Annotated in this window: 26 protein-coding genes; 13 read left to right on the forward strand and 13 right to left on the reverse strand. The window is 29.9% G+C overall.

Going from position 1 to position 23,893, the window contains the following annotated elements; genetic code table 11:
- Positions 1-31 precede the first annotated feature (31 nt).
- Both groES and groL read left to right on the forward strand, forming a co-directional pair.
- Positions 32-322, forward strand: coding sequence for a co-chaperone GroES (gene groES, locus AC5SL9_RS05795; RefSeq protein WP_006997749.1), 291 nt, complete (start codon positions 32-34; stop codon positions 320-322).
- A 23-nt stretch (positions 323-345) separates the two neighbouring features.
- Positions 346-2,010, forward strand: coding sequence for a chaperonin GroEL (groL, locus tag AC5SL9_RS05800; protein ID WP_006997748.1), 1,665 nt, complete (start codon positions 346-348; stop codon positions 2,008-2,010).
- 191 nt (positions 2,011-2,201) lie between these two features.
- Here groL and AC5SL9_RS05805 read toward each other — a convergent pair whose 3' ends face one another.
- Complete coding sequence (locus AC5SL9_RS05805) at positions 2,202-3,950, reverse strand: DEAD/DEAH box helicase (RefSeq protein ID WP_494573950.1); 1,749 nt, start codon at positions 3,948-3,950, stop codon at positions 2,202-2,204.
- A 195-nt stretch (positions 3,951-4,145) separates the two neighbouring features.
- Between AC5SL9_RS05805 and typA the strand changes: the two genes are divergently transcribed.
- Positions 4,146-5,972, forward strand: a complete 1,827-nt coding sequence (typA, locus tag AC5SL9_RS05810; protein WP_011281512.1) for a translational GTPase TypA — start codon at positions 4,146-4,148, stop codon at positions 5,970-5,972.
- On the opposite strand, the gene yczE is transcribed toward typA, so the two are convergent.
- The gene (gene yczE / locus AC5SL9_RS05815) at positions 5,969-6,616 is read right to left on the reverse strand and encodes a membrane protein YczE (RefSeq protein WP_011281513.1); all 648 of its coding nucleotides are present in this window, start codon (positions 6,614-6,616) and stop codon (positions 5,969-5,971) included. The genes typA and yczE overlap by 4 nt on opposite strands.
- A 53-nt stretch (positions 6,617-6,669) precedes the next feature.
- Between yczE and AC5SL9_RS05820 the strand changes: the two genes are divergently transcribed.
- Positions 6,670-7,350 (forward strand): DUF6134 family protein, encoded by a 681-nt coding sequence (locus tag AC5SL9_RS05820; protein WP_011281514.1) that lies wholly within the window; start codon positions 6,670-6,672, stop codon positions 7,348-7,350.
- Positions 7,351-7,352: 2 nt separating this feature from the next.
- Here AC5SL9_RS05820 and AC5SL9_RS05825 read toward each other — a convergent pair whose 3' ends face one another.
- Genes AC5SL9_RS05825 through tldD form a run of 3 tightly spaced genes read right to left on the reverse strand, consistent with a single transcriptional unit; the run spans position 7,353 to position 11,058 of the window.
- Positions 7,353-8,324 (reverse strand): NAD(P)/FAD-dependent oxidoreductase, encoded by a 972-nt coding sequence (locus AC5SL9_RS05825; protein ID WP_494573951.1) that lies wholly within the window; start codon positions 8,322-8,324, stop codon positions 7,353-7,355.
- Entirely contained in the window at positions 8,321-9,640 is a 1,320-nt protein-coding gene (locus AC5SL9_RS05830; RefSeq protein ID WP_494573952.1) for a TldD/PmbA family protein, read from the reverse strand. The genes AC5SL9_RS05825 and AC5SL9_RS05830 overlap by 4 nt, the downstream gene beginning before the upstream one ends.
- Positions 9,641-9,645: 5 nt before the next feature.
- A complete protein-coding gene (tldD, locus tag AC5SL9_RS05835) occupies positions 9,646-11,058 on the reverse strand; it encodes a metalloprotease TldD (protein ID WP_011281517.1) in 1,413 nt (470 codons plus the stop codon).
- A 110-nt stretch (positions 11,059-11,168) separates the two neighbouring features.
- On the opposite strand from tldD, the gene AC5SL9_RS05840 reads away from it, so the two are divergent.
- The 3 genes from AC5SL9_RS05840 to AC5SL9_RS05850 are packed head-to-tail and all read left to right on the forward strand — an operon-like array spanning position 11,169 to position 12,470.
- A complete protein-coding gene (locus AC5SL9_RS05840; protein ID WP_271480765.1) occupies positions 11,169-11,531 on the forward strand; it encodes a rhodanese-like domain-containing protein in 363 nt (120 codons plus the stop codon).
- 3 nt (positions 11,532-11,534) lie between these two features.
- Positions 11,535-11,882 carry a thiol-disulfide oxidoreductase DCC family protein gene (locus AC5SL9_RS05845; protein WP_006997738.1) on the forward strand — a complete coding sequence of 116 codons (348 nt, stop codon included), beginning with the start codon at positions 11,535-11,537 and terminating at the stop codon, positions 11,880-11,882.
- A gap of 45 nt (positions 11,883-11,927) precedes the next feature.
- Positions 11,928-12,470 carry a tetratricopeptide repeat protein gene (locus tag AC5SL9_RS05850; RefSeq protein WP_494573953.1) on the forward strand — a complete coding sequence of 181 codons (543 nt, stop codon included), beginning with the start codon at positions 11,928-11,930 and terminating at the stop codon, positions 12,468-12,470.
- Between the two features lies 1 nt (position 12,471).
- On the opposite strand, the gene AC5SL9_RS05855 is transcribed toward AC5SL9_RS05850, so the two are convergent.
- The 3 genes from AC5SL9_RS05855 to AC5SL9_RS05865 all read right to left on the reverse strand — a co-directional run bounded on the left by AC5SL9_RS05855 (position 12,472) and on the right by AC5SL9_RS05865 (position 14,616).
- Positions 12,472-12,735, reverse strand: coding sequence for a hypothetical protein (locus AC5SL9_RS05855; RefSeq protein WP_494573954.1), 264 nt, complete (start codon positions 12,733-12,735; stop codon positions 12,472-12,474).
- A 778-nt stretch (positions 12,736-13,513) separates the two neighbouring features.
- The gene (locus tag AC5SL9_RS05860; protein ID WP_494573955.1) at positions 13,514-13,645 is read right to left on the reverse strand and encodes a hypothetical protein; all 132 of its coding nucleotides are present in this window, start codon (positions 13,643-13,645) and stop codon (positions 13,514-13,516) included.
- Between the two features lie 86 nt (positions 13,646-13,731).
- The gene (locus AC5SL9_RS05865) at positions 13,732-14,616 is read right to left on the reverse strand and encodes a dihydrodipicolinate synthase family protein (protein ID WP_494573956.1); all 885 of its coding nucleotides are present in this window, start codon (positions 14,614-14,616) and stop codon (positions 13,732-13,734) included.
- Positions 14,617-14,660: 44 nt separating this feature from the next.
- On the opposite strand from AC5SL9_RS05865, the gene AC5SL9_RS05870 reads away from it, so the two are divergent.
- Positions 14,661-15,596: a GDP-mannose 4,6-dehydratase gene (locus AC5SL9_RS05870; RefSeq protein WP_494573957.1), complete on the forward strand. Its 936-nt coding sequence runs from the start codon at positions 14,661-14,663 to the stop codon at positions 15,594-15,596.
- Positions 15,593-16,531, forward strand: a complete 939-nt coding sequence (locus tag AC5SL9_RS05875; RefSeq protein WP_494573958.1) for a glycosyltransferase family 9 protein — start codon at positions 15,593-15,595, stop codon at positions 16,529-16,531. The genes AC5SL9_RS05870 and AC5SL9_RS05875 overlap by 4 nt, the downstream gene beginning before the upstream one ends.
- On the opposite strand, the gene AC5SL9_RS05880 is transcribed toward AC5SL9_RS05875, so the two are convergent.
- A complete protein-coding gene (locus tag AC5SL9_RS05880; protein WP_494573959.1) occupies positions 16,528-17,034 on the reverse strand; it encodes a J domain-containing protein in 507 nt (168 codons plus the stop codon). The genes AC5SL9_RS05875 and AC5SL9_RS05880 overlap by 4 nt on opposite strands.
- A gap of 17 nt (positions 17,035-17,051) precedes the next feature.
- Between AC5SL9_RS05880 and AC5SL9_RS05885 the strand changes: the two genes are divergently transcribed.
- Both AC5SL9_RS05885 and AC5SL9_RS05890 read left to right on the forward strand, forming a co-directional pair.
- Positions 17,052-19,127 (forward strand): S9 family peptidase, encoded by a 2,076-nt coding sequence (locus AC5SL9_RS05885; RefSeq protein ID WP_494573960.1) that lies wholly within the window; start codon positions 17,052-17,054, stop codon positions 19,125-19,127.
- 98 nt (positions 19,128-19,225) lie between these two features.
- On the forward strand, positions 19,226-19,672 hold the full coding sequence (locus AC5SL9_RS05890) for an Hsp20 family protein (protein ID WP_006997730.1): 447 nt from the start codon (positions 19,226-19,228) through the stop codon (positions 19,670-19,672).
- A 46-nt stretch (positions 19,673-19,718) separates the two neighbouring features.
- Here AC5SL9_RS05890 and AC5SL9_RS05895 read toward each other — a convergent pair whose 3' ends face one another.
- Positions 19,719-20,024 (reverse strand): hypothetical protein, encoded by a 306-nt coding sequence (locus AC5SL9_RS05895; protein ID WP_271616566.1) that lies wholly within the window; start codon positions 20,022-20,024, stop codon positions 19,719-19,721.
- Positions 20,025-20,155: 131 nt separating this feature from the next.
- Between AC5SL9_RS05895 and AC5SL9_RS05900 the strand changes: the two genes are divergently transcribed.
- On the forward strand, positions 20,156-21,466 hold the full coding sequence (locus tag AC5SL9_RS05900; RefSeq protein ID WP_006997728.1) for an NCS2 family permease: 1,311 nt from the start codon (positions 20,156-20,158) through the stop codon (positions 21,464-21,466).
- Between the two features lie 33 nt (positions 21,467-21,499).
- Here the strand turns inward: AC5SL9_RS05900 and AC5SL9_RS05905 are convergent, their stop codons facing one another.
- Positions 21,500-22,036: a phosphoribosyltransferase gene (locus AC5SL9_RS05905; RefSeq protein WP_020168856.1), complete on the reverse strand. Its 537-nt coding sequence runs from the start codon at positions 22,034-22,036 to the stop codon at positions 21,500-21,502.
- A 28-nt stretch (positions 22,037-22,064) separates the two neighbouring features.
- On the opposite strand from AC5SL9_RS05905, the gene AC5SL9_RS05910 reads away from it, so the two are divergent.
- Positions 22,065-22,361 (forward strand): DUF1330 domain-containing protein, encoded by a 297-nt coding sequence (locus tag AC5SL9_RS05910; protein WP_018413583.1) that lies wholly within the window; start codon positions 22,065-22,067, stop codon positions 22,359-22,361.
- Here the strand turns inward: AC5SL9_RS05910 and AC5SL9_RS05915 are convergent.
- The gene (locus tag AC5SL9_RS05915) at positions 22,348-22,983 is read right to left on the reverse strand and encodes a DNA-3-methyladenine glycosylase family protein (RefSeq protein ID WP_006997725.1); all 636 of its coding nucleotides are present in this window, start codon (positions 22,981-22,983) and stop codon (positions 22,348-22,350) included. The genes AC5SL9_RS05910 and AC5SL9_RS05915 overlap by 14 nt on opposite strands.
- Positions 22,976-23,860, reverse strand: a complete 885-nt coding sequence (locus AC5SL9_RS05920; protein WP_011281531.1) for a DMT family transporter — start codon at positions 23,858-23,860, stop codon at positions 22,976-22,978. The genes AC5SL9_RS05915 and AC5SL9_RS05920 overlap by 8 nt, the downstream gene beginning before the upstream one ends.
- Positions 23,861-23,893: the final 33 nt, after the last annotated feature.

The following is a 23,893-nucleotide window of genomic DNA, read 5'->3' on the forward strand; positions in this document are numbered from 1 at the left end:
CTATATGAGTCGCATAATAAAAGGAGAATTTATGAAATTTAAACCGTTACACGATAGAGTTTTAATAGAAGTTTTAGACAGTAGTGAAAAAACTGCTGGAGGAATAATTATCCCCGATACAGCTCAAGAAAAGCCTCAAGAAGGTAAAGTTATTGCTGTTGGTGGTGGTGCAAAAACTGAAGATGGAAAACTAATTCCAATGGATGTGAAAGTTGGAGACAAAGTTCTTTTTGGCAAATGGTCAGGAACTGAAATCAAAATAGATGGCAAAGAATACAGCATAATGAAAGAGTCTGACATTATGGGTATTTCTGGCAAATAATTTAATTTAAAGGAGAAAATAAAATGGCAAAAGTTGTAAAATTCGACTCTGAAGCAAGAGCAGCAATGATAAGAGGTGTTGATATCCTTGCTAACACAGTAAAAGTTACTCTTGGACCAAAAGGTAGAAACGTTGTTATCGACAAATCTTATGGTGCACCAAGAATTACTAAAGATGGTGTTTCTGTTGCAAAAGAAATTGATCTTGAAGATAAATTTGAAAACATGGGTGCTCAAATGGTTAAGGAAGTTGCTAGCAAAACAAATGAGGAAGCTGGTGATGGAACAACTACAGCAACTATTTTAGCACAAGCAATTGTTAAAGAAGGTGTAAAATATGTAACAGCTGGCATGAACCCTATGGATGTTAAAAGAGGAATAGACTCAGCAGTAGATCATGTTAAAGCAAGTTTAATTGCTTCAGCAAAAAAAGTAAAAGATACTGATGAAATTGCTCAAGTTGGAACTATTTCAGCTAATGGTGATAAAGAAATTGGTAACATGATTGCAAAAGCTATGCAAAAAGTTGGCAATGAAGGTGTTATCACTGTTGAAGAAGCTAAGGGAGTAGAAACTGAGTTAGACGTTGTTGAAGGTATGCAGTTTGATAGAGGTTATTTATCACCATACTTTATTACTAACGCTGATAAAATGACTACAGAGTTAGAAAACCCTTTCATCTTATTGCATGAAAAGAAATTAACCAACTTACAACCAATGGTTCCACTTTTAGAAGCTGTTGTACAAGCTGGTAGACCACTAATGATTATTTCTGAAGATGTTGAGGGCGAAGCTCTTGCAACTCTTGTGGTAAATAAACTTAGAGGTGGTTTAAAAGTTGTTGCAGTTAAAGCTCCAGGTTTTGGTGATAGAAGAAAATCAATGCTTGATGATATTGCAATTTTAACAGGCGGTCAGGTTATCTCTGAAGATATTGGTGTTAAACTTGAAAACGTTAAACTTACTGATCTTGGATCTTGTAAGAGAGTTAAAGTTGATAAAGATAACAGCACAATCATTAGCGGCAATGGTAAGAAATCTGAAATTGAAGCTAGATGTGCTCAAATCAAACAACAAGTAGGTGAAACAACTTCTGATTATGACAGAGAAAAACTTCAAGAAAGACTAGCAAAACTTGCTGGTGGAGTTGCTGTAATCAAAGTTGGTGGTGCAACTGAAGTAGAAGTTAAAGAAAGAAAAGATAGAGTTGAAGATGCTCTTAATGCAACTAGAGCTGCTGCTGAGGAAGGAATAGTAGTTGGTGGTGGTTGTGCTCTTTTATACGCTTCACAAAGTCTTGACACACTTAAAGTTAAAGGAGACGATCAAAAAGCTGGCGTTGCATTAGTTGCTAAAGCTTTACAGGCTCCTATTAGACAAATAACTTTAAATGCTGGAGTTGATGGTTCAGTTGTAGTTGGAAAACTACTTGAACAAAATAAAAAGAATATGGGTTACGATGCTCAGAACGAAGAATACGTTGATATGTTTGCGAAAGGTATCATCGATCCTGTTAAAGTTGTAAGAACAGCTTTACAAGATGCGGCTTCGATTGCTGGATTACTTGTAACTACTGAAGCCATGATTGCTGACAAACCAGACGACAAAGATTCTGGTGCCGGTGGAATGCCTGGTGGAATGCCTGGTGGAATGGGCGGCATGGGTGGTATGGGTGGAATGGGTATGTAATCCCACTCTTTTCAAAAAAAAATTCAAAGGCCATCTTTTTAGGTGGCCTTTTTTTTTATTAAGCTGTTATAAGATTAAGATATGTCAAAAAGATACAGCGGAAAATCATTTAAAGATTCAAGTACTGCTAAAAAACCAAAATTAAGCTTGAAAGAAAAAAGAAAAAATAAAAAAGAGAAATCTAAAAAATCTTAGACTTTAGCTCTTTTTTGACTATGTTTTTTGAAGGTAAAGCTTTTAGGTCTATCACTTCTGCTTTTAAACTTCTTCTTTCCATCAAAACTAGAGCTTTTTTTCTCTCCACTAGTAGATGAACTTTCAGATGTTTTTTTTCCAAAGTATTTTGGATTATTTGTGAATCCTGTTGGTTTCGAGTTATCCTTTTTTGTAAAACTAGATTTTCCTTTGTACCCGAAACTTTTTTTCTCTCCATCTCTTGATGATGAACTAGATCTTCCATAACTAGAGGGTTTTGATTTATCTCCAAAACTAGATTTTCCTTTGTACCTGAAACTTTTTTTCTCTCCATCTCTTGATGATCGATCAGGTCTTCCATAACTAGAGGGTTTTGATTTATCTCCAAAACTAGATTTTCCTTTGTACCCGAAACTTTTTTTCTCTCCATCTCTTGATGATCGATCAGGTCTTCCATAACTAGAGGGTTTTGATTTATCCCCAAAACTAGATTTCCCTTTGTAACCGAAACTTTTTTTCTCTCCATCTCTTGATGATCGGTCAGGTCTTCCTTTACCGAATGATTTTTTTTCATCTCTGAATTTTCTTTTTTTATTGTAAGGAGCTTTTCCTCTTTTTCCTCCCCTTGAGTCCCCTCTTGCTCCACGAGGTGCAGGTTTAAAATTTGGATCAATTAATTTACTAATTTCATTCCACATCGATCTATCATCTGGAGTAAGAAAAGTTAAGGCAGAACCTTCTGTTCCTGCTCTAGCAGTTCTTCCAATTCTATGAACATAATCTTCTGGTACTTGTGGAAGATCAAAATTAATTACATGTTGAATTAAAGGAATATCTAAACCTCTTGCAGCAACATCTGTTGCAATTAATATTCTCTTAAGGCCTTTTCTAAATGAGGTAATTACACGATCTCTTTTACTTTGACGAAGATCTCCATGAATAGCATCCGCTGAATGACCCTCTTCTTTAAGACGCTTAACCATTTTATCAGCACCTCTTTTAGTTTTAACAAAAACTAATATTGATCCTTTTCTTGCTATAAATTGGTCTACTAGTTGATCGTATTTATTCTCTTTAAAAACTTGAAGAGTTTCTTGTTTAATTTTTGCAATAGGTACTGATGTTGATCCTGTTGAAATTCTTTGAGGCTTATTTAGATATCTCTCAGAAATTCTAACAATATTCTGAGGTAGTGTTGCAGAAAATAATAAAGTTTGATGATCTTTTGGAACAAATTTTAAAATTAATTCTATTTGAGGGGTAAAACCCATATCTAACATTCTGTCAGTTTCATCTAGTACTAGATATTTGGTAGCTGATAGATTTAAACTTTTTCTTTTTAAGTGGTCATTAATTCTTCCAGGAGTTCCAACTATTATTCTTGATCTATTACCTAGTTGTCTAAGTTGTTTTTGCATTGCCTCTCCACCAATAAGTAAGGCAGTTTTAATGTTAATTTTATCACTAATAATGCTTTTAATTGCAGCCATTACTTGAGTTGCAAGCTCTCTAGTTGGACACATAACTAATGCAAATGCATTTTTATCTAATATTAATTTATTTATTAGAGGAATGCTGAATGCCAATGTTTTTCCAGTTCCTGTTTGAGCTGTTCCTAAAATATCTTTTCCCTCTAAAGCAACAGGAATTGCCATCGCCTGAATTGGAGTTGGTTTCGTAAACTTCATTTTTTCCAATGAATTCTTTAACGAATCTTCTATTTTTAGTAATTTAAAGTTTTCCATTTAGGTATTTAGATTTTTTAAAATTTAAGGAGATATGCTCTTAATCCTTTAATACGTCTAATTTATATAGGGATATCTATACGTTTTTATAACAATCACAAGAAGTGAATTTTTAGAATAATTAATTTAAGCAAGCAAATATTGATTTTTTTTAAGTTTTCAAATGACTCAATTAATGTATAAGAGCGTCAAATTATGAGTAACAATATTCGAAACATCACAATTATCGCTCACGTTGACCATGGTAAAACAACTATGATTGATAATCTAATGAAACAAAGTGGTTCATTTAGAGAAAATGAAGTTGTAGATGAAAGATTGATGGACTCTGGGGAGTTGGAAAAAGAAAGAGGAATTACTATTCTAGCTAAACCTGCTTCTATTGATTGGCAAGGTACTAGAGTTAATATTATTGATACACCAGGTCACAGAGATTTTGCAGCTGAAGTAGAACGTGTTTTAAGTATGGCTGATGGTGCTTTATTATTAATTGATTCTGCTGAAGGTGTAATGCCACAAACAAAATTCGTGTTAGCAAAAGCTCTTAAGCAAGGTTTAAAGCCCATTGTTGTAATTAACAAACTGGATAAAGCTGATCAAAGAGCTAATGAAGTTTTAGATGAAACATTTGACTTATTTGTAAGTTTAGATGCAAACGAAGAACAGTTAGATTTTCCAGTTATGTATGCAAGTGGCAGATCTGGATGGGCAGATAAAGAAGTAGATGGACCAAGAGAAAATTTACACCCATTATTAGATTTAATTATAGAACATGTTAAGCCAGCAGATCTTGATAAAACTAAACCTTTCGCAATGCTATCTACTTTATTATACGCAGATAGTTTCTTAGGTAGAAGTTTAGTTGGAAAAATATCTCAAGGAACAGCAAAAGCTAACCAAGCTATTAAAGCAATAAATCTTAAAGGTGAGAAAGTTGATGAAGGTAGATTAACTAAAATTTTTAGATACGAAGGAACTAAAAAAGTACCCATTGAAGTTGGTGAAGCAGGAGATATTGTTGTAATTGCAGGTTTAGAAAAAGCTAATGTAGCAGATACAATTTGTGATCTTGAAGTAAACGATCCACTTCCAGCAACTCCAATAGATCCTCCAACAATGTCTATTACTATAAGTGTGAATAGTTCACCTTTAGCTGGGACAGAAGGTAAAAAATTAACAAGTACTCAAATCAGAGATAGACTGGTTACTGAAGCACAAAATAATGTTGGAATTTCTTTTTCTCAAAATGCAAACGTAGATGCTTTTGTAATTAGTGGTCGTGGTGAGCTAATGCTTGAAATTCTACTGACACAAATGAGACGTGAAGGTTTTGAAATGACTGTAAGTCCTCCAAAAGTTTTGTACCAAAAAGATGATAATGGTAACAGACTAGAACCAATTGAAGAGATTACTGTTGATGTAGATGAAGAGTTTTCATCAAAGATTATTGACTCAATGAATAGAAGAAAAGGTAAATTACTTGATCTTAAAGATACAGGAAAAGATAAAAAAAGATTAATCTTTCATGCACCAACAAGAGGCTTGATGGGATACACAAGTAGATTTTTAACTTTAACAAAAGGAACTGGTGTCATTAATAGAATCTTCCATGGTTATGGAAAATTTGAAGGTGAAATGGATGGCAGAAAAAATGGTGCTTTAATTTCAATGGCAAACGGAAAAGCTGTTGCATTTGCAATATTTAACTTGCAGGCAAGAGGTGAAATGTTTGTAACTCATAATGATCCCGTTTATGAAGGAATGATTGTCGGATTAGCCCCAAAACCAGGTGATATGATTATTAATGTCATGAAAGGTAAGCAGTTAACGAATATGAGAACTCAAGGAACTGATGAAAATGTTGTACTTACACCAGTAAGACAAATGTCAATTGCTGAACAATTAAGTATGCTAAATACTGATGAAGCTTTGGAGATTACTCCAAAATCTCTTAGATTAAGAAAAGCTATTCTAAATCCTAATGACAGAAAAAAGAATGAGAAATCTGGAACGCCTCTTTAATTAAAAGTTTTTCCAACAAGATATAATCCTAAAGCAACCGAAGGTCCTATTCCAAAAGCAAATAATAAAGTTCCAATTCCAACTGTTCCACCTAAATACCACCCAATAGACATCACTGTTATTTCAAGAAAAGCTCTTACAGTTGCAATGGGTAAGTTAGTTTTTTTTTGTAAACCAACCATTAGTCCATCTCTTGGTCCTGCACCTAGGTTTGCAACAAGATAAATCCCCCCACCAAGACCAACCGTAAGTACAGCAATTGTTGCTAAAATTAATTGATTTAAATAATTTTCGGGGGTTGGTATAAATTTTATGCAGACATCGATCATTAAACCAATAATTATTGCATTTAAAATTGTTCCAATTCCAGGTTTTTGTTTAAGTGGCAACCAAAGAAACAAAACTCCAATACTAATTAATACTGTTATTATTCCAATTGAAAGATCAACATTCAATGCAATACCTTGTGCAAGAATAGACCAAGGGGAAGCCCCCGCAAAAGAAACTATTAATAATCCCTCACCTAGACCAAATAAAACTAATCCAAGACACAAAAAAAAGAAAGTTGAAATTTTTGGTTTAAGATTTAATGGTTTTTCAGAACTCCAATATACTTTAGGAATATCTTTAATTTTCAAGAACATATTTTCAATAAATTACTTCTTTTAAAACTAAAGTCTATTATTGTTACTCCTTTATGAAAAAATTTTTTATTATAATATTTTTCTTAGCATATTCACTCAGCTCTAATGCTCATATGGCGCATTATAATAAATTTAATAAAATTGAAATGGAGATTTTAAAAGATGGTGAAGTTATTGGTTATAATTATTATTTTTTTAAAAAGGATGGAGATAAGACAATAGTTACAAATCAAATTAAATTTACAGTGAAATTATTTGGTGCAACAATTTTTGAAGTTGAAGGGTTTGGAGAAGAAAAGTATGTTAAAGATCAATTAATTTCTTTTAATTCTAAAACACTTCAAAATGATAAAAAAAAATATGTAAATTTAGAATTTAATAAACAAACAAATAAATTTGATATTCAGGGTTCTTCCTATAGTGGTATAGCATCAATAAATAACGTAGTTGGAAACTGGTGGAGCCATAAAATTTTACAAACTGATAGTCAAATTAGTCCAATATCAGGTAGCATCAAAGAACAAGTAGTAACCTTTGTTGCTAAAGAAAAAATCGAACTCTACGGTAAAACTTATGACGTGGATCATTTTAAATTAACCTCAAAAGACATGTCTTTACCAAAAGATAAAAGACTTAATTTTGATATATGGTTTGATAAAAAAAATTCATTAATTTTAAAGGTTGCTTATTCTAGATTAGGAAATTGGGAATATAAGGTTAAAAAGTTTGAATAAAACTATTTATTTATTTTATTAAAAAGATCTTGAGCACTTATCCATCCCGACTCTAGTCTAGGTCCAACAAACCAATCCGCACAAACTCCTAGGTTTAAGGAAGAATTCCAATAACTTTTAATTCTCAAAGGTTTTGAGTTAGATGAATATTTCCAGCCATGGTTTAATGAAAATAAAACTTTGGTTTTTTTGATACCTGTAAGTTTAAAAAACTGCTCAATCATAATCTTTGTGTTTAATTTTTTATTTTCTCGATTTTTATCAATTTTTTTATTTGCCCATGAGTAAGTGCTCTGCAAAGTCCAAAGATCATTTTTACTTTTAAATCTCATTTTACTATTTTCGTTGCCAGCCCAACCTAAAATTTTATCATTAAAAAAATAACTGCTAACATTAAGTTTACTTTTTTTTGTTGCCATCATGACTGTTATATTTGCATCCATTTTTATTTTTTGATTAATAAATGAATGTTTAATATATTTTTTTGAAAGTTTTTTTAATTGAGGAAATGGACAGGTTAATATCAATGATTTATATAATTTTTTTGACCCATCAGAAAAATATATTTCCCAAACTTTATTTTTATTAAAAATTTTAATTACTTCACTATTAAAATTGCAGTTGATATCTTTTAATAGATATTTGCTGATTGCGTTGTTACCTTTTTTTCCAATTATTTTAGTATGTTTTTTGTCTTCTTTCTTATCAGTATTTAAAAATAAATGTTTTCCTGGCCATTTTTTAACAACTTTTTTTAAAATTAAACTTTTTATAAATTTTTTAAATTGAATACTTTTTGGTGAAATATACTGAACACCATGATCAAAGCTTTCATTCTTATTAAGCTTTTTATTAGACGATCTTCCCCCAACTCCTCTCGCTTTGTCATAAACATCTAACGAATATTTTTTACTGAGAGAATTTGCAATTGTTGCACCAGAAATACCTGAGCCAATAATACAGAAATCCTTCATTTACCCGCAACTACCATGCCTTCTATTAACATCGTAGGAGCATTGGTAGAATATTTAAACTCAAGATCATCAGCCAAAGTAATATTTTTGAATATATCTTTAAAATTTCCAGCAATAGTTATTTCACTTACTGGATATTTAAACACTCCATTTTCAACCATAAACCCTGTGGCACCCACAGAATAATCTCCTGTAACTAAATTGCTTCCATGACCGATTGTTTCTGTAATATATAAAGTTCTTTGATTTAATTTTAATAAGTCTTTGTAAGAAATAGAACCTTTTTCAAAATATAAATTACTTGTTCCACCACTTCTACCATTTGACTTAAGATTTAATTTTTTTCCATTATAGGTATCAACTAAATAATGTTTTAAAACACCTTGATCTACCAACTTTAATTCATCAGTTTTCACTCCTTCAGAATCAAAATACCTTGACCCTAATCCTTTAACTATATTGGGTTTATCAAAAATATTTATTGCAGAGGTAAATATTTCCTCATTAATTTTGTCTTTTAAAAAAGATGTGCCTCTTGCAATTGAGGAAGCAGATATTGCGCTTGCAAAAGTACTCAATATTCCTTTTGAAATTCTTCTATCAAAGACAATACTAATTTTTTCACTTTCTATTTTTCTTGGATCTAATTTTTGTAGTGTTTTTTTTGCTGCCATTTCACCAATTTGACTGGGTCTTAACATATCATTTAGATGACAAGTGCTGGTAAATTCATAATCTCTTTCCATTTTATTATTAGAATCTTTTGCTACAGCCACACATGATGCTGAAAAAGAAGAAGATTTATAACCATTTAAAAAACCATCACTGCTTGCTAATATAAAGTTTGATTTTGACTCAGAGAAACCAGTTTCTGTATTAATAATTTCTTTTTTTTGAAATGCAGCCTCTTCTACTTCTTTTAAATATTCAATTTTTTCATCATTCTCTATATGGTCATCATCATATAAATTTAGATCATTAATTTTATTAGCCAGTAAGTCTTTATCTGGTAATGAATTATATTCATCCTCTGGAGTAATTTTTGTTGTCTCAATACATCTTTCAACCAATGTCTTGATATTTTCTTCAGTAAGATTTGAAGAAGAAATACTTGATTTTTTTTTGCCGATATAAGTTGTAAGACTAACGCCTAGGCTATCTGACCGATCAGATTCGTCTAATTTTTTATTTCTAAAATTTACTGTTTCTGAGATGGAGTGCATCACAGCAGCAGTCGAATCTGTTGCTCCAAGTTTTTTTGCTAAATCTATACAAAAAGAAGCTGTCTTTTTTAAATAATCTTGATCTTTAACCATATGATTTATAATTGAGTTCCACCAACAGTCATTTTATCAATTAAGATCGATGGTTGTGCCACACCTACTGGAACACCTTGCCCTGCTTTTCCACAGGTTCCAATACCTGGGTCAAGCATCATGTTGTTGCCAACCAATGAAACCTCTTTTAAAATTGAAGGTCCATCACCAATTAACGTTGCACCTTTAATAGGTGATCCAATTTTACCATTAATAATTTCATAAGCTTCTGTACAGTTAAATACAAATTTTCCTGAAGTAATATCTACTTGCCCACCACCAAAACTTACTGCAAATATTCCTTTATCAACCGATTTAATCATCTCTTCTTGAGAATATTTTCCATTTAACATCATGGTATTTCTCATTCTTGGTAGAACAACATGCTTGTAGCTTTCTCGTCTTCCACTACCCGTTGATCTTGTGTTCATCAATCTAGCATTTAGTCGATCTTGCATAAAATTTTTTAATATACCATTTTCTATTAAAACAGTTTTTTCAGTAGGTGTCCCTTCATCATCTATTGTTAAACTTCCTCTTCTATTATGAAGAGTTCCATCATCAACTATAGTAACACCCTCACTAGCAACTCTTTGACCCATTAAATTATGAAAAGCAGATGTTTTTTTTCTGTTAAAGTCACCTTCAAGACCATGCCCTATAGCTTCATGAATTAGTATTGCTGGCCAGCCCGATCCTAAAACAACCTTCATTTCTCCTGCTGGGGCAGGTTTACTTTCAAGATTTACTGAAGCAATTCTAAATGCTTCATCACATACTTTTTTCCAATTATCATCTTTAAGATATTCATCATAAGATTGTCTTCCACCAATTCCATAAACTCCTGTTTCTTTTTTTCCATCTTTCTCAAGCATGACTGAAACATTAAAACGAATTAAAGGCCTAACATCTGTTAACACTTCACCTCCAGATCTTATAATTTCTATAGATTTATGCTCACCTGCAAAACTAGCAGTGACTTGTTTTACCATTCCACCTTTAGCTCTCGTATAGTTATTAACTTCTTTTAAAAGATCCAATTTAGATTGTAGTGATTTTTCTTCTATCGGATTCACATCTTTATAAAATTTTTCATTAGTTTGTGGAATTTCATGATTGTAAATACCTTTTTGAGATTTTAATGTTGAGCTTAGATTGCTAGCTGATTGTTTTAATGATTTTTTTGAAATTTCATTTGAATGAGAATAGGCTACTACTTCACCAGTAACCGCTCTTAAACCGTATCCTAGATCAGAACTATAACTAGAGCTCTTTATTTTATCATCATCAAGTACAATAGATTCACTTTTAGAGTTTTCTAAGTAAAGCTCACCATCATCACAACTATTTAATGTTTCTGATATAATGCTCTCAGCATCTTTTCTTGATAAATCCGTTTTAGTAAAAAAATCATTCATACATAACAAGTAATAGTTATAATTATTTTTTCAATTGTCGTATTTCGCACATATACAATCTATCGGATTCTATATAATTTTAGGGATAAATTAAAAAAAAGGACAATATAATGAAAAAATTTGATGAATTAATGAACGTTTCTAACGAGATAAAAAATATTTCGGTAGATGAAGCCAAAGAAAAACTAAATGACCCAAATGTTCAATTTATAGACGTAAGAGATAAAGATAGTTTTGAGTCAGAGACTATTGGTAATGCTGTAAATTTAGAAAGAGGCTTATTAGAGTTTTATCTAGCAGATGGTAGTCCTTTAGAAAATGAAATGTTTAAGAAAAATCCTGACAAAGAATATATAGTTTTTTGTGGCCTTGGAGGTCAAAGCACACTTGCAACTAAAACTATGCAGGAAATGGGAATAAAAAATGTGAAAAATATGACTGGCGGAATGACAGCTTGGAAAGATAAAAAATAGATTGTGAAAGTTTATTTTAACAATTCATGTAAAATTTGCCGTGCTGAGATAAATCTTTATAAAAAACAAAATATTAAAGACATTGAATGGGTGGATATTACAAATAATAAATCAGCAGAAATAGAAACTCAAAGAAATGCTAAGAACCTTTTGCGTAGACTTCATATTAAAGATGGGGAGAAAGTAATTGGAGGGGCAGAAGCTTTTTTATTAGTATGGAAAAAAATTCCTAAATATAAGTTTCTTTATAGTTTTTTTAAAACTCCAATAATTTTTACTTTATTTTCATTTTTTTATGAGATTATTGCTTTCTTTTTATTTTTAAAAAATAAAAAACAACTTTTAAAATAAGTTTTTAATGTTGAGATGAGGCACTGAATAAAATATATTTTAATTATGAAAGTTTTCATACTATTCGTATTTATATTTAGTTTTGTTTCTTCTGCTCAGTCATCTCAGAAAGTTATTTTAAATAATCTTTTTCACCAACTTCAAATTATTGATAATTCAAAAAGTGCTGCTCTATTGGAGCAAAAAATTTGGTCTGTCTGGAATGAACATCCTAGTGATTTTAAATTAACTGAAAAGTTAGAGTTTGGAACAGAGTTAATGCAATATGGTGATTATAATTATGCATTAAAAGTTTTTAGTAATATCTTGGAGAATGACCCTAAATGGTCTGAAGCCTGGAATAAAAGAGCAACTGTTTATTTTTTAATGAGTCAGTTTAAAAATTCATTAAATGATATTGATAAAGTTTTAGATATAGAGCCTAGACACTTTGGGGCTTTATCAGGACAAGCAAGAATTTTCATAAAACTTCAAGAATATGAAAAAGCAATTAAGAGTATTGAAAGTGCATTAAAATTCCACCCCTCATTTAAAAGTCGTGAACTAATACCTGAAATTGAAAGATTGATTAAAGAAGATAGTATCTAATTTAATCTTTTTTGGCTCTTTTTCTTGAAATTAACTGAGTTAACGAGTCAACCATTAGATCTGATGCTTTAAATATTTCATTTGATTTGAATTCATGAGATAAATTTTTTTCAGGATCTGATTTATCTTCAATGACTATCCCTTCGTCAGGAGAATTATTTTTTATATAAATTAATAGCAGCCACTCTTCATCGGGTGCTTCATCCCATTTGATAAAGATTTCACCAGTTTCAAATCTTTGATCAATGCATCTAAAAATAGACATGTGTCTAGTGATGTGCCGTTTATTTAGTTGAAAAACTAAACTACTGGCACTTCTGTAAAAGCTTTCAAGAGAAAGTTCAATTTTCTGCCTCGCAACTTTATAATCTTTCTCTTTTTGAAGTAAAGTATCCCTATCCTCATCACCTTGGATTTTTACTCCTAAAGCTTCTACTCTCTCTCTAATTTTTTGGTCTCTTATGATTCTATATTTATCTTTTAGTTTCTCTATCCTTGCTTGAAGACCAGCATAATCATCTCTTTTTTCTTTTAATGAAATCTTTTCAAGTTTTTCTAATTCTTTAATCTCTCTTATTCTAAATTTTTCTATCTGTTTTTCTAATTGTAATTGTTTTAAAAATTGTTTTTGCCTTTCTGCATGTTCAATTCTAAGTAATGCTTGCTCCTTACGTAAAAATAATTTTATGTCTCTTGCTCTTTCCTTTTCAAGTTTAATTTCTTCTTTTAATGCTTTTTCTTTAAGTTTAGTTTGCTCCTCTTCTTCTTTTACTTTTTGTTTTTGGATTTGTAATTTTTCTTGTTCTTTTTTTTCAATTTCATCAAGTTGTCTTCTTCTTTTTTCTTCAGCTTTTAAGGTTTTATATTCAGATATTCTATTAGCGATACTATCAAAAAAAGCTTGAATGTATTTTTCTAAATTAAAATTAATTTTAAAGTTAAATTCTGGTTTTAAAGAATTCTGAAGTGTAACTACTCTTGATATTAAGGTTACTTTTTTTCTAATGTTAACTTTTTGTTTTTTCTTGTTTGTTTTTATATTTTTACTTATTTTTTTTTTTATAAATATTTTTTTTTATTTTTAAATTTTTTTTCTGCTTTTTATTTGTAATTTTTTTAACCTTCTTTTTTAATAAAGGTTTTTTTTTAGCTGAATTTTTTTTTATTTTTTTCATACTTTAAGAAAATTAGATTTATCAATTAATTACTGATAAATATAGTCTCTTGTTTCAAAATATTGTTAAAAATTTGCTAGCTATATTTAAGCTACCTTAAGTGATCCTAATGTAAAATTAAGCTTACCAAGATCTTCCCCAAGTTGTTTTTTATCTTTTTCGTTTAAAAGACTAACCGGTGGTATAACATTTTTGTAACAATCATCTTGATCTGACATAAAAGAATGTAATCCTGATATTAAATTGTATTGGTCAAAAGTACCCCTAACCTTGCATAGTATATCATTTACGGTTTGTTGTTTTTTTTCGTTAAAATCATCGTAAACTTTTCTAGATAAATTAGCAGTTACATTGCAAGTTGCCGTAATAATACCATCACATCCAAGCTCAAGACCCTTTAGGAGTTTTAGTTCTGATCCCGGCATAACAGAGAAATTATCAATCTTTAAATTTTCATATAGGTTATAGGAGCTATCTTTGACACCAATTATTTGTTTTGGAAATTTCTTAACAAGCTCCTTAACGCACTCAACGCTAAATTTGTAGCCACACAACTTTTCAAAATTATATAAAATAATCTTACTGTCTGGCACAGCTTCAACTACTTTTGAGTAAAATTCTATTACCTCACTATCACCATACTTATAATAAGCTGGTGGCATTATTAAAAAATCACTAAAGTTTAAAGAGTTAGCCACTTTCATTAAATTTATAGTTTCATTTAAAGAATTTAGCCCAGTTCCAATTAAATATTTTTCTCTATATTTGCTATTCGATAATTCATTTAAGAGGCTAATTTTTTCACTTATAGATATAAGTTGTGATTGCCCAGTGCTTCCAAAAATAGCAACACCGTGACAACCTTGATCTATTATTCTTTCTGCATGATTTATAGTCTTGGCTATATTTAGACTTAAATCATCATTAAAAACTGACATTCCAGCTGCGTAAATACCTTTAATTTTTTTCATATTAATTCCTATAATGATTACTTATATACTTTAAACAATTAAAAATGAAAAAGAATAATTCAATAATCATAGGTTCTGGAGTTATAGGTAGTTATTTAGCAAAATTTCTATTATCAAAAAAACAAAAGATTATAGTAACTTCAAGAAAAAGAAAAAAGTCTTATACAAATTATAATAAATTAAATATTGAAAATAAAATAATATTTGAGAAGTTAAATTTTTTAAAAAAAGATGAAATATTAAAACTTTTAAAAAAATATACTCCAAAAAATATATTTTACTTTTCTGGGCAAAGCTCTCTTACTAAAAGTATCAAACTTAAAAAAGTAACCAATGATTCCAATTATATTGGTGCTAAAAAGATTTTGGAAATTCTTCATAAATATGAATTAAAAACAAATTTTTATAAGGCTAATTCAGGATATATATTTGAACCAAATAAAGGATTGGTTAATATAAAATCTAAAATTTCAAAGAATAAAAATCCTTATATTCAATCACAAATTAAGGCCCATAAAGAAGTTAAAAAATTCAGAAAAAAAGGAGTTAATTGCTCTAGTATATTTTTTTTACAAGTTGAATCTCCATTAAGAAATAATGATTTTTTTATAAAAAAAATTTGTACACATGCTAAGTTAAAAAAAAATATTACAGTTGGTAATCTTAATACGATACGAGATTATTCCTGGGCTCCAGAAATTGTTGAAGGCATTTATTACCTTACAAAAATTAAACCAAGAGATTTGATGTTATCAAGCTGTCAGGGAATTTCTGGCTATGAAATTTTAAAAATTGCCTATGAACAAAATAAACTTAATTACAGAAAATATTTTTCAATTAATAAAAAATTTATTAGACCTAATGAGGTTGATGTAATGATGGGATCAAAAAAAAATTATGAAATATTAAATAAGAAATTTAAATATCAAATAAAAATTGGTGGTACAAAATTAGTCAAAAAGATTTTTAACTCAATATGAAAACATGTATATACTTAAGCTATAAAGGTTTAGGTGCAAATTTATTACACCTTGCTTACTGTCACGAGATAGCTCGAAAATATGGTCCTGTCACGATTATTACATTGTGCAATAATTTAGAGGCTGCTTTAAAGGATGACCCATTAATTGATAAAATTATCTTTATAAATAGGTATCATAAAAGATTTATTGATATCTTAAGGTTAAGAAACTTTTTTAACTCTTTTAATTTTGATCAAATTTTTATTTTTTATCCAAGTGTAAGAATTTATCTAGCTTCAGTTTTATCTGATATTAAGAAAGTTTTTTGCTATCCATTATTCAAGAAAAATAAATTACATTTGGTTGATGCTGCAAAAAAATTCACTGAAAAATCTTTGGGAGTAACTAATTGCTCAACTGAAGCAAACTATTTCATTAAAGAAAATAAAATACAAAATATTAAAAAAAACTTAGACACTAAAAAATTTACAATTGTTATTGGAGCTGGATCTTCTGGACCTACAACAAAGTGGGGTGCTAAAAATTATTCTAACTTGATAAACAAACTTAACAATAATGGAGATTATCATTTTTTTATTCTTTGTGGTCCAAAGGATAAAGATTTATCTAATGAAATTACAAATAATATTAAAAGTAATAATTATGTTTCATTATATGATAAAAAGATAGAAGAAGTTATTCCATTTCTATGTTCAGCCAACATGTATGTTGGTAATGATTCATTTGGATCTCATATAACAGCTCAGTCAGGAATAAAAAGTTTAGTAATACTCTTAGATTCTCCTAAAGCATACACAGATTATAGTAAAAATTATCAGAGAATATTTCCGGAAAATATTAAAATTGAAAATATAACTCATGGATCAAATTTAAACCCAGACGATGTATCTGTTGAGAAAGTCTATCAAGAAATTCTCAATAATAAATTCTAGACTAAATTTTTTAAAACTACTTCCTTTGCTTCGTTTACAATCATCGATAATCTCGTGGTCTCTGGTGAAATATCAGGATGTATTTTTTTTTGTATTTTTATGTATGCTTTTTGAACATCATCTTTAGTAATTTTTTTTTTGATATCTAAGTTTAAGATCTTATAAGCCTCTTCTATAGTTATTGTAGAAGAATTTTTAACATTTTGATTTTGGTTAAATGAAAATCTCCCAGAGTTTCTAAGTGTTTGTATAAGTCTAAATAAACCAATTAATTGAAATATTGAAAACCCTTTTAACTTAACTAAAGCTAAGCTCAGTAATGTTAGAGGAATGCTTAATAAAAACTTGCCAGCAACTACAAATAATACTGCTAAAATTATTAAACCTAAGAAAATTAATTTTCTTAAATGTTTTGATATTTTTTTTGATGAAGTGTTAGCTACTAATTTAAGTAAAAAGTAAGCAATTCCCAAAAAAACTAGTGTATAAATAATAATATTCATATATTTAATTTGTATCCATGAAAATACCACATCTTAAAAAAAAATCAGAAATAAAAACGTGCCATAATATTAGTTGGGGAGATGATTATAGTTGGATACATCAAGATGACATCCTGGAAGTTTTAAAAGATAGCAAAAAATTAAACCCTGAAGTCAGAAAATATCTTGAAGAAGAAAACTCTTTTACTGATTTTCACTTGTCAGATACCAAGACCATTCAAAAAAAATTATTTGATGAAATTAAAGGAAGAATAAAATTAGATGATGAGTCTCTACCTTTTAAAGATTTTGATTATGAATATTGGTCAAAAACAACTACCAAAGGAAATTATTCCATAAAATTAAGGAAAAAAATCGGAACTAATAATATTGAAGAAATTTGGAATGGAGATGAAGAAAAAGAAAAACTAAAAGTAGAATACTTTGGTGTTGGCGATTTGGAGGTTAGTTTTAATGACAAATATTTGGGATATTCTTTAGATACAAAGGGTTCTGAATATTACACAATATATATTAGAGATATAAATACAAAAAAATTAGTTACTGAAAAGATTGAGGAAACATCAGGTAGTATAACTTTCAGTTTAGATGATCAGTATGTTTTTTATTCAAAACTCGATGAAAATCATAGACCAAGAAAAATTTATAGACACAAATTAGGAACTAAAGTTAGTGAGGATCAATTAATTTTTGAAGAAAAAAGTGAAGCTTTTACGGTTGGAATTGGTTTAAGTTCAGATGATAAATATTTCTTTATCAATTCTTCAGACCATAATACATCTGAACAATATTACTTTGATGTTAATGAAAAAGATCCCAAGCCTAAATTAATAAAAAAAAGAGAAAAAGGAATTCTTTATTCTGTCAATTCTTGGGATGGTAAATTTTACAATCATACAAATGAAAATGCAGAAGATTTTAAAGTAGACATTAGCAATAGTTTAGAAAAACCAGACTGGAAAACCTTTATTGCTGCAAAAGATGAGGTTCTAATTGGAGGGTTAACATTTTTAAAAAATTGGATCATAAGATCTGAAACTTCAGATGCTTTAGATAAATTATTTGTAAAAAATATTGCAACTGGAAAAGAAGAAGAGTTAATTTTTTCTGATGAAACTGTATATGTTCCTGGTGCCTCTTTAATGCAAAGAGATAAAAATACAGACGAAATATACATAAGTTATTCTTCACCTAAAACACAATCTAGAGTTTATTCTTATAACTTAAGCACAAAAGAAAAAAAATTAGTTAAAGAACAAGAGATCCCATCCGGTCATAATCCTGATGACTACATTGTAGAAAGAGTAGATTGTAAATCACACGATGGAAGACTGGTTCCTCTTACAATTACAAGACACAAAAATACTAAAATGGATGGAAGTGCTCAATTGCTGCTTTATGGTTATGGCTCTTACGGAAGCTCTATGAGCCCTAGCTTTTCTGCTACTAGATTAAGTTTGATTAATAGAGATATCATCTGGGCTACGGCCCATATTAGAGGGGGTATGGAAAGAGGTATGAAGTGGTGGAAAGAAGGAAAGCTGCTTAATAAAAAAAATACTTTTGAAGATTATATTGCTTCTGCAAAATACTTAATTGAAAATAAATATACTTCAAAAAATCAAATAATAGGTATGGGTGGCTCCGCAGGTGGTCTTCTTATGGGTGCTGTAGTTAATCAAGCCCCCGAATTATTTCTAGGAATTATAATGGCAGTACCATTTGTAGACTCTCTGACAACTAATCTAGATCACTCTTTACCTTTAACAGTTGGAGAATTTGATGAGTTTGGAAATGCAAAAGATAAAAAAGATCACTTTGATTATATTTATTCTTATGCTCCCTATAATAATATTAAGAAAATGGATTATCCTCATATGTTGATCACAACAAGTTTAAGCGACAACAGAGTATTGTTTGATGAACCAGCAAAATTTACTGCCAAACTAAGAGAATATAAAACTGATAATAATTTATTGCTTTTAAAAACTGAAATGAACGCAGGTCATGGTGGTAAATCAGGTAGAGATGGGGCTATAGAAGAAATTGCACTAGATTATGCATTTGCATTAAAAATTTCTAAAAAAATTTAGTCGTCCTATCTTGAAATTTTTAGCATAATTCCTAAATATCATAAGTAAGTCGCCTAATGGGGCTTACTAAATTAACCTTGCTAACAAAGGAGGAAACTATGACAAGTAGGGATCTATCTATATTTAACACTCTAAGACCTTTTTCAATTGGATTTGACGATATGTTTGACCAATTTGAAAATATGTTGGGAAATGGAGGGTTAACTATGCAGTCCAATTATCCACCGTACAACATTAGAAAAACTGGAAAAGACAACTACGCTATTGAAGTTGCTTTAGCTGGTTTTAATAAAAATGATGTAGAGGTGGAGTTTGAAGACAATTTATTAACTGTAAGAACTAAACAAGTTGATAAATCTGAGGACAAATCTGATGATGGTGAAATTATTCATAAAGGTATTTCACAAAGGCAATTTGCAAGATCATTTACAATCGCTGAGGATGTGAAAGTTAATGGTGCTGAATTAAAAGACGGTCTTTTAACGATTGCCTGTGAAAGAATTGTACCTGAATATAAAAAGAAAAAACTTATTGAAATTAAATAAGTAAAAACCTTACTTGTGGGGTACATTCCCCACAAGTATTAAGTTTTTAAAAACAACCGTTTGAAACAAAACCAATCACTATAGAATTAGAATCTACTTCAAATCTTCTTTCGCAAAGTATTCCATATTTTTTGGTGTTGTAAACAAGCTCTAAGTTACCTTTATCATTTTTAAAATCTTCATCTGGCTTACCTAATTCCATTTGCAAATTGCTTGAAGTTTTTCCAATGTATTCACTTAACTTAGCATTTTCTTTTTCAACAATTGTGTCTGTTTTATTTTTGATTGTTTGACAGCCAGCAACAAGAGTTAAAAGAAATAAGCTTATTAAAATAAATTTTAATTTATGCATGGTTCAATGATAACACTCAAAATATGGCATAAATATAAACTTATAAGTTGAAATATGTTGATAAACTTAGATTTTTAAGAGTATTTTCTTAATTAATCTAATATTAGTCCATCTTAATCTTAGGAGGATCAATGTTAGAAAAATATTTCGACTATAAAAAACACAAGACTGATTTTAAAACAGAAGTAATAGCTGGTGTAACAACATTTTTGACAATGGCTTACATTATGTTTTTAAATCCATTTATACTATCAGGTGAATTTGCTGGACCAGAAAAAGGGTTCTTTGAATTTGGAGCGGTATACACGGCAACAATTGTTGCAACAGCGCTTGCTTGTTTCATAATGGCATTTTATGGAAAAACATGGCCGATAGGTTTGGCGCCAGGTATGGGAATTAATGCATTCGTTGCATTTGGTGTTTGTGCTGGAATGGGCTATACGCCTCAAGAAGCTTTAGGAGCTGTACTAGTTGCTGGGGTTCTATTCTTAATCATTTCATTAACACCTATCAGAGCGTGGTTAATTAATTCAATTCCAAGAAGTTTAAAATTAGGAATTGGCGCTGGTATAGGATTATTCTTAGCAATAATTGGACTTCAGATCATGGAAGTTGTTGTTGATAACCCAGTAACACTAGTTCAATTAGGTGACTTGAGTGATCCCCTTGTTCTATTGGGTTGTGCAGCATTTATTTTGATGGTTGTTCTTGAAAAAATGAAAATTAAGGGAAATATCATTATTGGTATTTTACTATTCAGTATTATTGCATGGGCTACTGGACTTGCTAAATTTAATGGAATTGCGAGCTCACCACCTCCAATGACTTATCTATTTGATTTTGATTTATCAGCAGCATTAACAGCTGGTATGACAACTGTAGTGTTTACTTTATTATTTGTTGATTTCTTTGATACTGCAGGAACATTAACTTCAGTAGCAAACGTTGCTGGTAAGGTTGATAAAAATGGTAAAGTTAAAGACATTGAAAAAGCGATGATGGCTGACAGTGTTGGAACTGTAGCGGGTGCAATGATGGGAACAACAACTGTAACAAGTTATGTTGAGTCTGGTGCTGGTGTAAAAGCTGGTGGAAAAACAGGAATGACTTCTTTAGTAATTGGTCTTCTGTTTTTAGCTTGTATATTCTTTGCTCCTTTAGCAACAAGTTTACCTAAGCAAATTGATGGTGCAGCTTTAGTGTTTGTTTCTGTTCTTTTTGTTAGAAACATAACTGATATTGAATGGGATGATATTGGTGAAGCAGCTCCTGCTATTCTTGCTATGATTGCTATGCCGTTAACATATAGTATTAGTAATGGTATTGCTTTAGCATTTGTATCATACGCATTAATCAGATTATTTACTGGTAAGTTTTCTTCAACTTCACCAGCAATATGGATTATTGCAATCTTGAGTGTTGTTAGTTTTGCAGTTGCTTAAAATATAATTTTTAGGGCTGGAATTATTCCAGCCCTATTTATTTTTCTTAATTATTTCTTCCATAGACATCTCTTCATAATGTTCAGTTGGCTGAACAATCCATGGATCTGAATCAAGTTTAACTGGACAAAAATCTGGCTCAAATGTAGATGATTTTTTTTTCCACAAACAGGCTGTTTTAACTTCATTTATATAATTTCTAGTTGGTTCATAATTCTTTAACCACTCAATACTTTTGTTTAAAGTTAATCCTGTATCAGATAAATCATCTACTAATAAAACTTTATTAAAATCTTTATTCTCAGCTAAAGAACTAATTTCTCTTGCAAACATTAATTGACCCTGTTTATCTTCCATTCCTTTTCCTGAATAACTTTGGATAACTATATAAGCTATAGGTAATTTTAAAATTCTAGAGAGGATATCTAGTATAGGAGCTGCCCCTCTCATAATGCCTACTAGTACTGTTGGCTTATAATTATTGTGGATTTCTATTGCTAGTTTTTCTACAATTTTTGTATACTGATCAAAAGTGATAATTAATTTCTCTGCCATAAAATTCATTATCATATAAAAAATTATTTAAAAAGGAGAAATAATGAAAGCCTACTGGATCGCTTTATACAAAAGAATAGATAGCCAAGAAAATTTAAAAAATTATGGGGCAAAAGTTACTGGAATAATAAAAAGTTATGGAGGAAAACCTCTTGTAAGAGGTGGAAAATTTGAAACTTTAGAGGGTGAAACTTACCCAAGAACTGTAATTTGGGAATTTCCAAATCATGAGCAAGCTATGAAATGTCACGATTCTAAAGAGTATCAAGATGGTTGGGCTATAGCTAGAGATACTACTGAACGAAACCTACAAATAGTAGAAGGTTTTAGTACTGAATAGGTTCTGGATCTATACTTCTCCAAAGATACCAAGTTGCAACTGAACAGTATGGACTAAATCTTTTGTTTAATAATTTTACATAAGATTCAGGTGGTAGATATTTTTTTTTATAATTTTTTGAAATTCCTCTTAAAAGACCAATATCTTGTATAGGCCAAATATTTGACCGATTATAAGTAAACAATAAAATCATTTCAGCTGACCATCTTCCAATTTGTCTTAACTGAGATAAATAAATAATAGCCTCTTCATCTGACATCTTGGGAATTAATCTAGGATTAAATGATTTATCTAATATTTGTTTAGCTAAACTTTTTATTCCCTTAACCTTTTGTCCACTTAATCCACAGCTTTTAAGTTGGACAGAAGAAAGTTTAGAGACTGTTTTTGCATTAATCTTATTTTTACATTTCTTTTTAAATTTCAAAAAAACTGAGTTGGCTGCTGCAACACTGATTTGCTGCCCAATGATACTCTTGCATAATGAAAAAAATATATCTTTTCTAGAAGTAAGCACAGCCTCTGAAGGAGACTTATATTTATTTATCAATGATGACATTACTTTATCTTTATTGGATAAATATTTTTTTGCAGTATTCCAATATTTTGGTTTTTTATTCATGTCTAGTTGTTGATGGTATTTTTTGTTTATGATAAATTTCTCTTCTAAAAATTATAAGAGAGGCAAGAACTACAAGTGATGCACCAATTAGTGTTTTTATAGTTGGTATCTCATTCCAAATAAAATAACCAAAAAATATAGCAAATACCAAAGCTAAATATTTTAATGGTGCTACCAAAGATACTTCTGAAAGTTTATATGATTGAGTTAAAAATAAATTTGCAGAACCTCCTGTTACTCCAATTAAAGCTAAAAGAATAAAGTCTTGAAAATTTGGCATTTTCCATCCCATTGGAATTGTGGCCAAGCCAGCAATTGAAATAGTAATTGTAAAAAAAATTGAGATAAGCCAAATAGGTTCTGTTGTTGATAGCTTTCTAATTGTGATGGTTACAAAAGCCATTCCAATACAAAATATTAGAGGAAGGAAATAAAGATAATTCATACCCTTAAAGCCAGGCTCAGCAATTATAATAACACCTATAAATCCAATTAAGACAGCTAACCATCTAAAAATACCCACTTTTTCACTTAATAGAAAAATTGATAATACAGTAATAAATAATGGTGCCGCATACGACAAACTAACAACGACTGCTAAAGGAAGTTCTCTTAACGCAACAACTATTGCTATCAAGGCCATTAAACCCATAAGACATCTGAATAAATGTTCTTTTGATCTTTCAGTTGTATAAAAAGTTTTTAATTTACCTTTTGGAATTAAAAAATATGTGGGCAACAGACCAAAAAAACCCCTAAAAAATAAAACTTCCCCAGTTGGATAGTCGCTTGACCATTTTACCAGCAAATCCATAACAGAAAAGGTGCATACAGATAGAAACATGTACAAAAAACCTAATTGATTTTTAGTTAGCATAGCAATAATTTGTAAATCAAATTAAAGTATAAT

The sequence above is a fragment of the Candidatus Pelagibacter sp. PS_37 genome, from assembly GCF_059417825.1.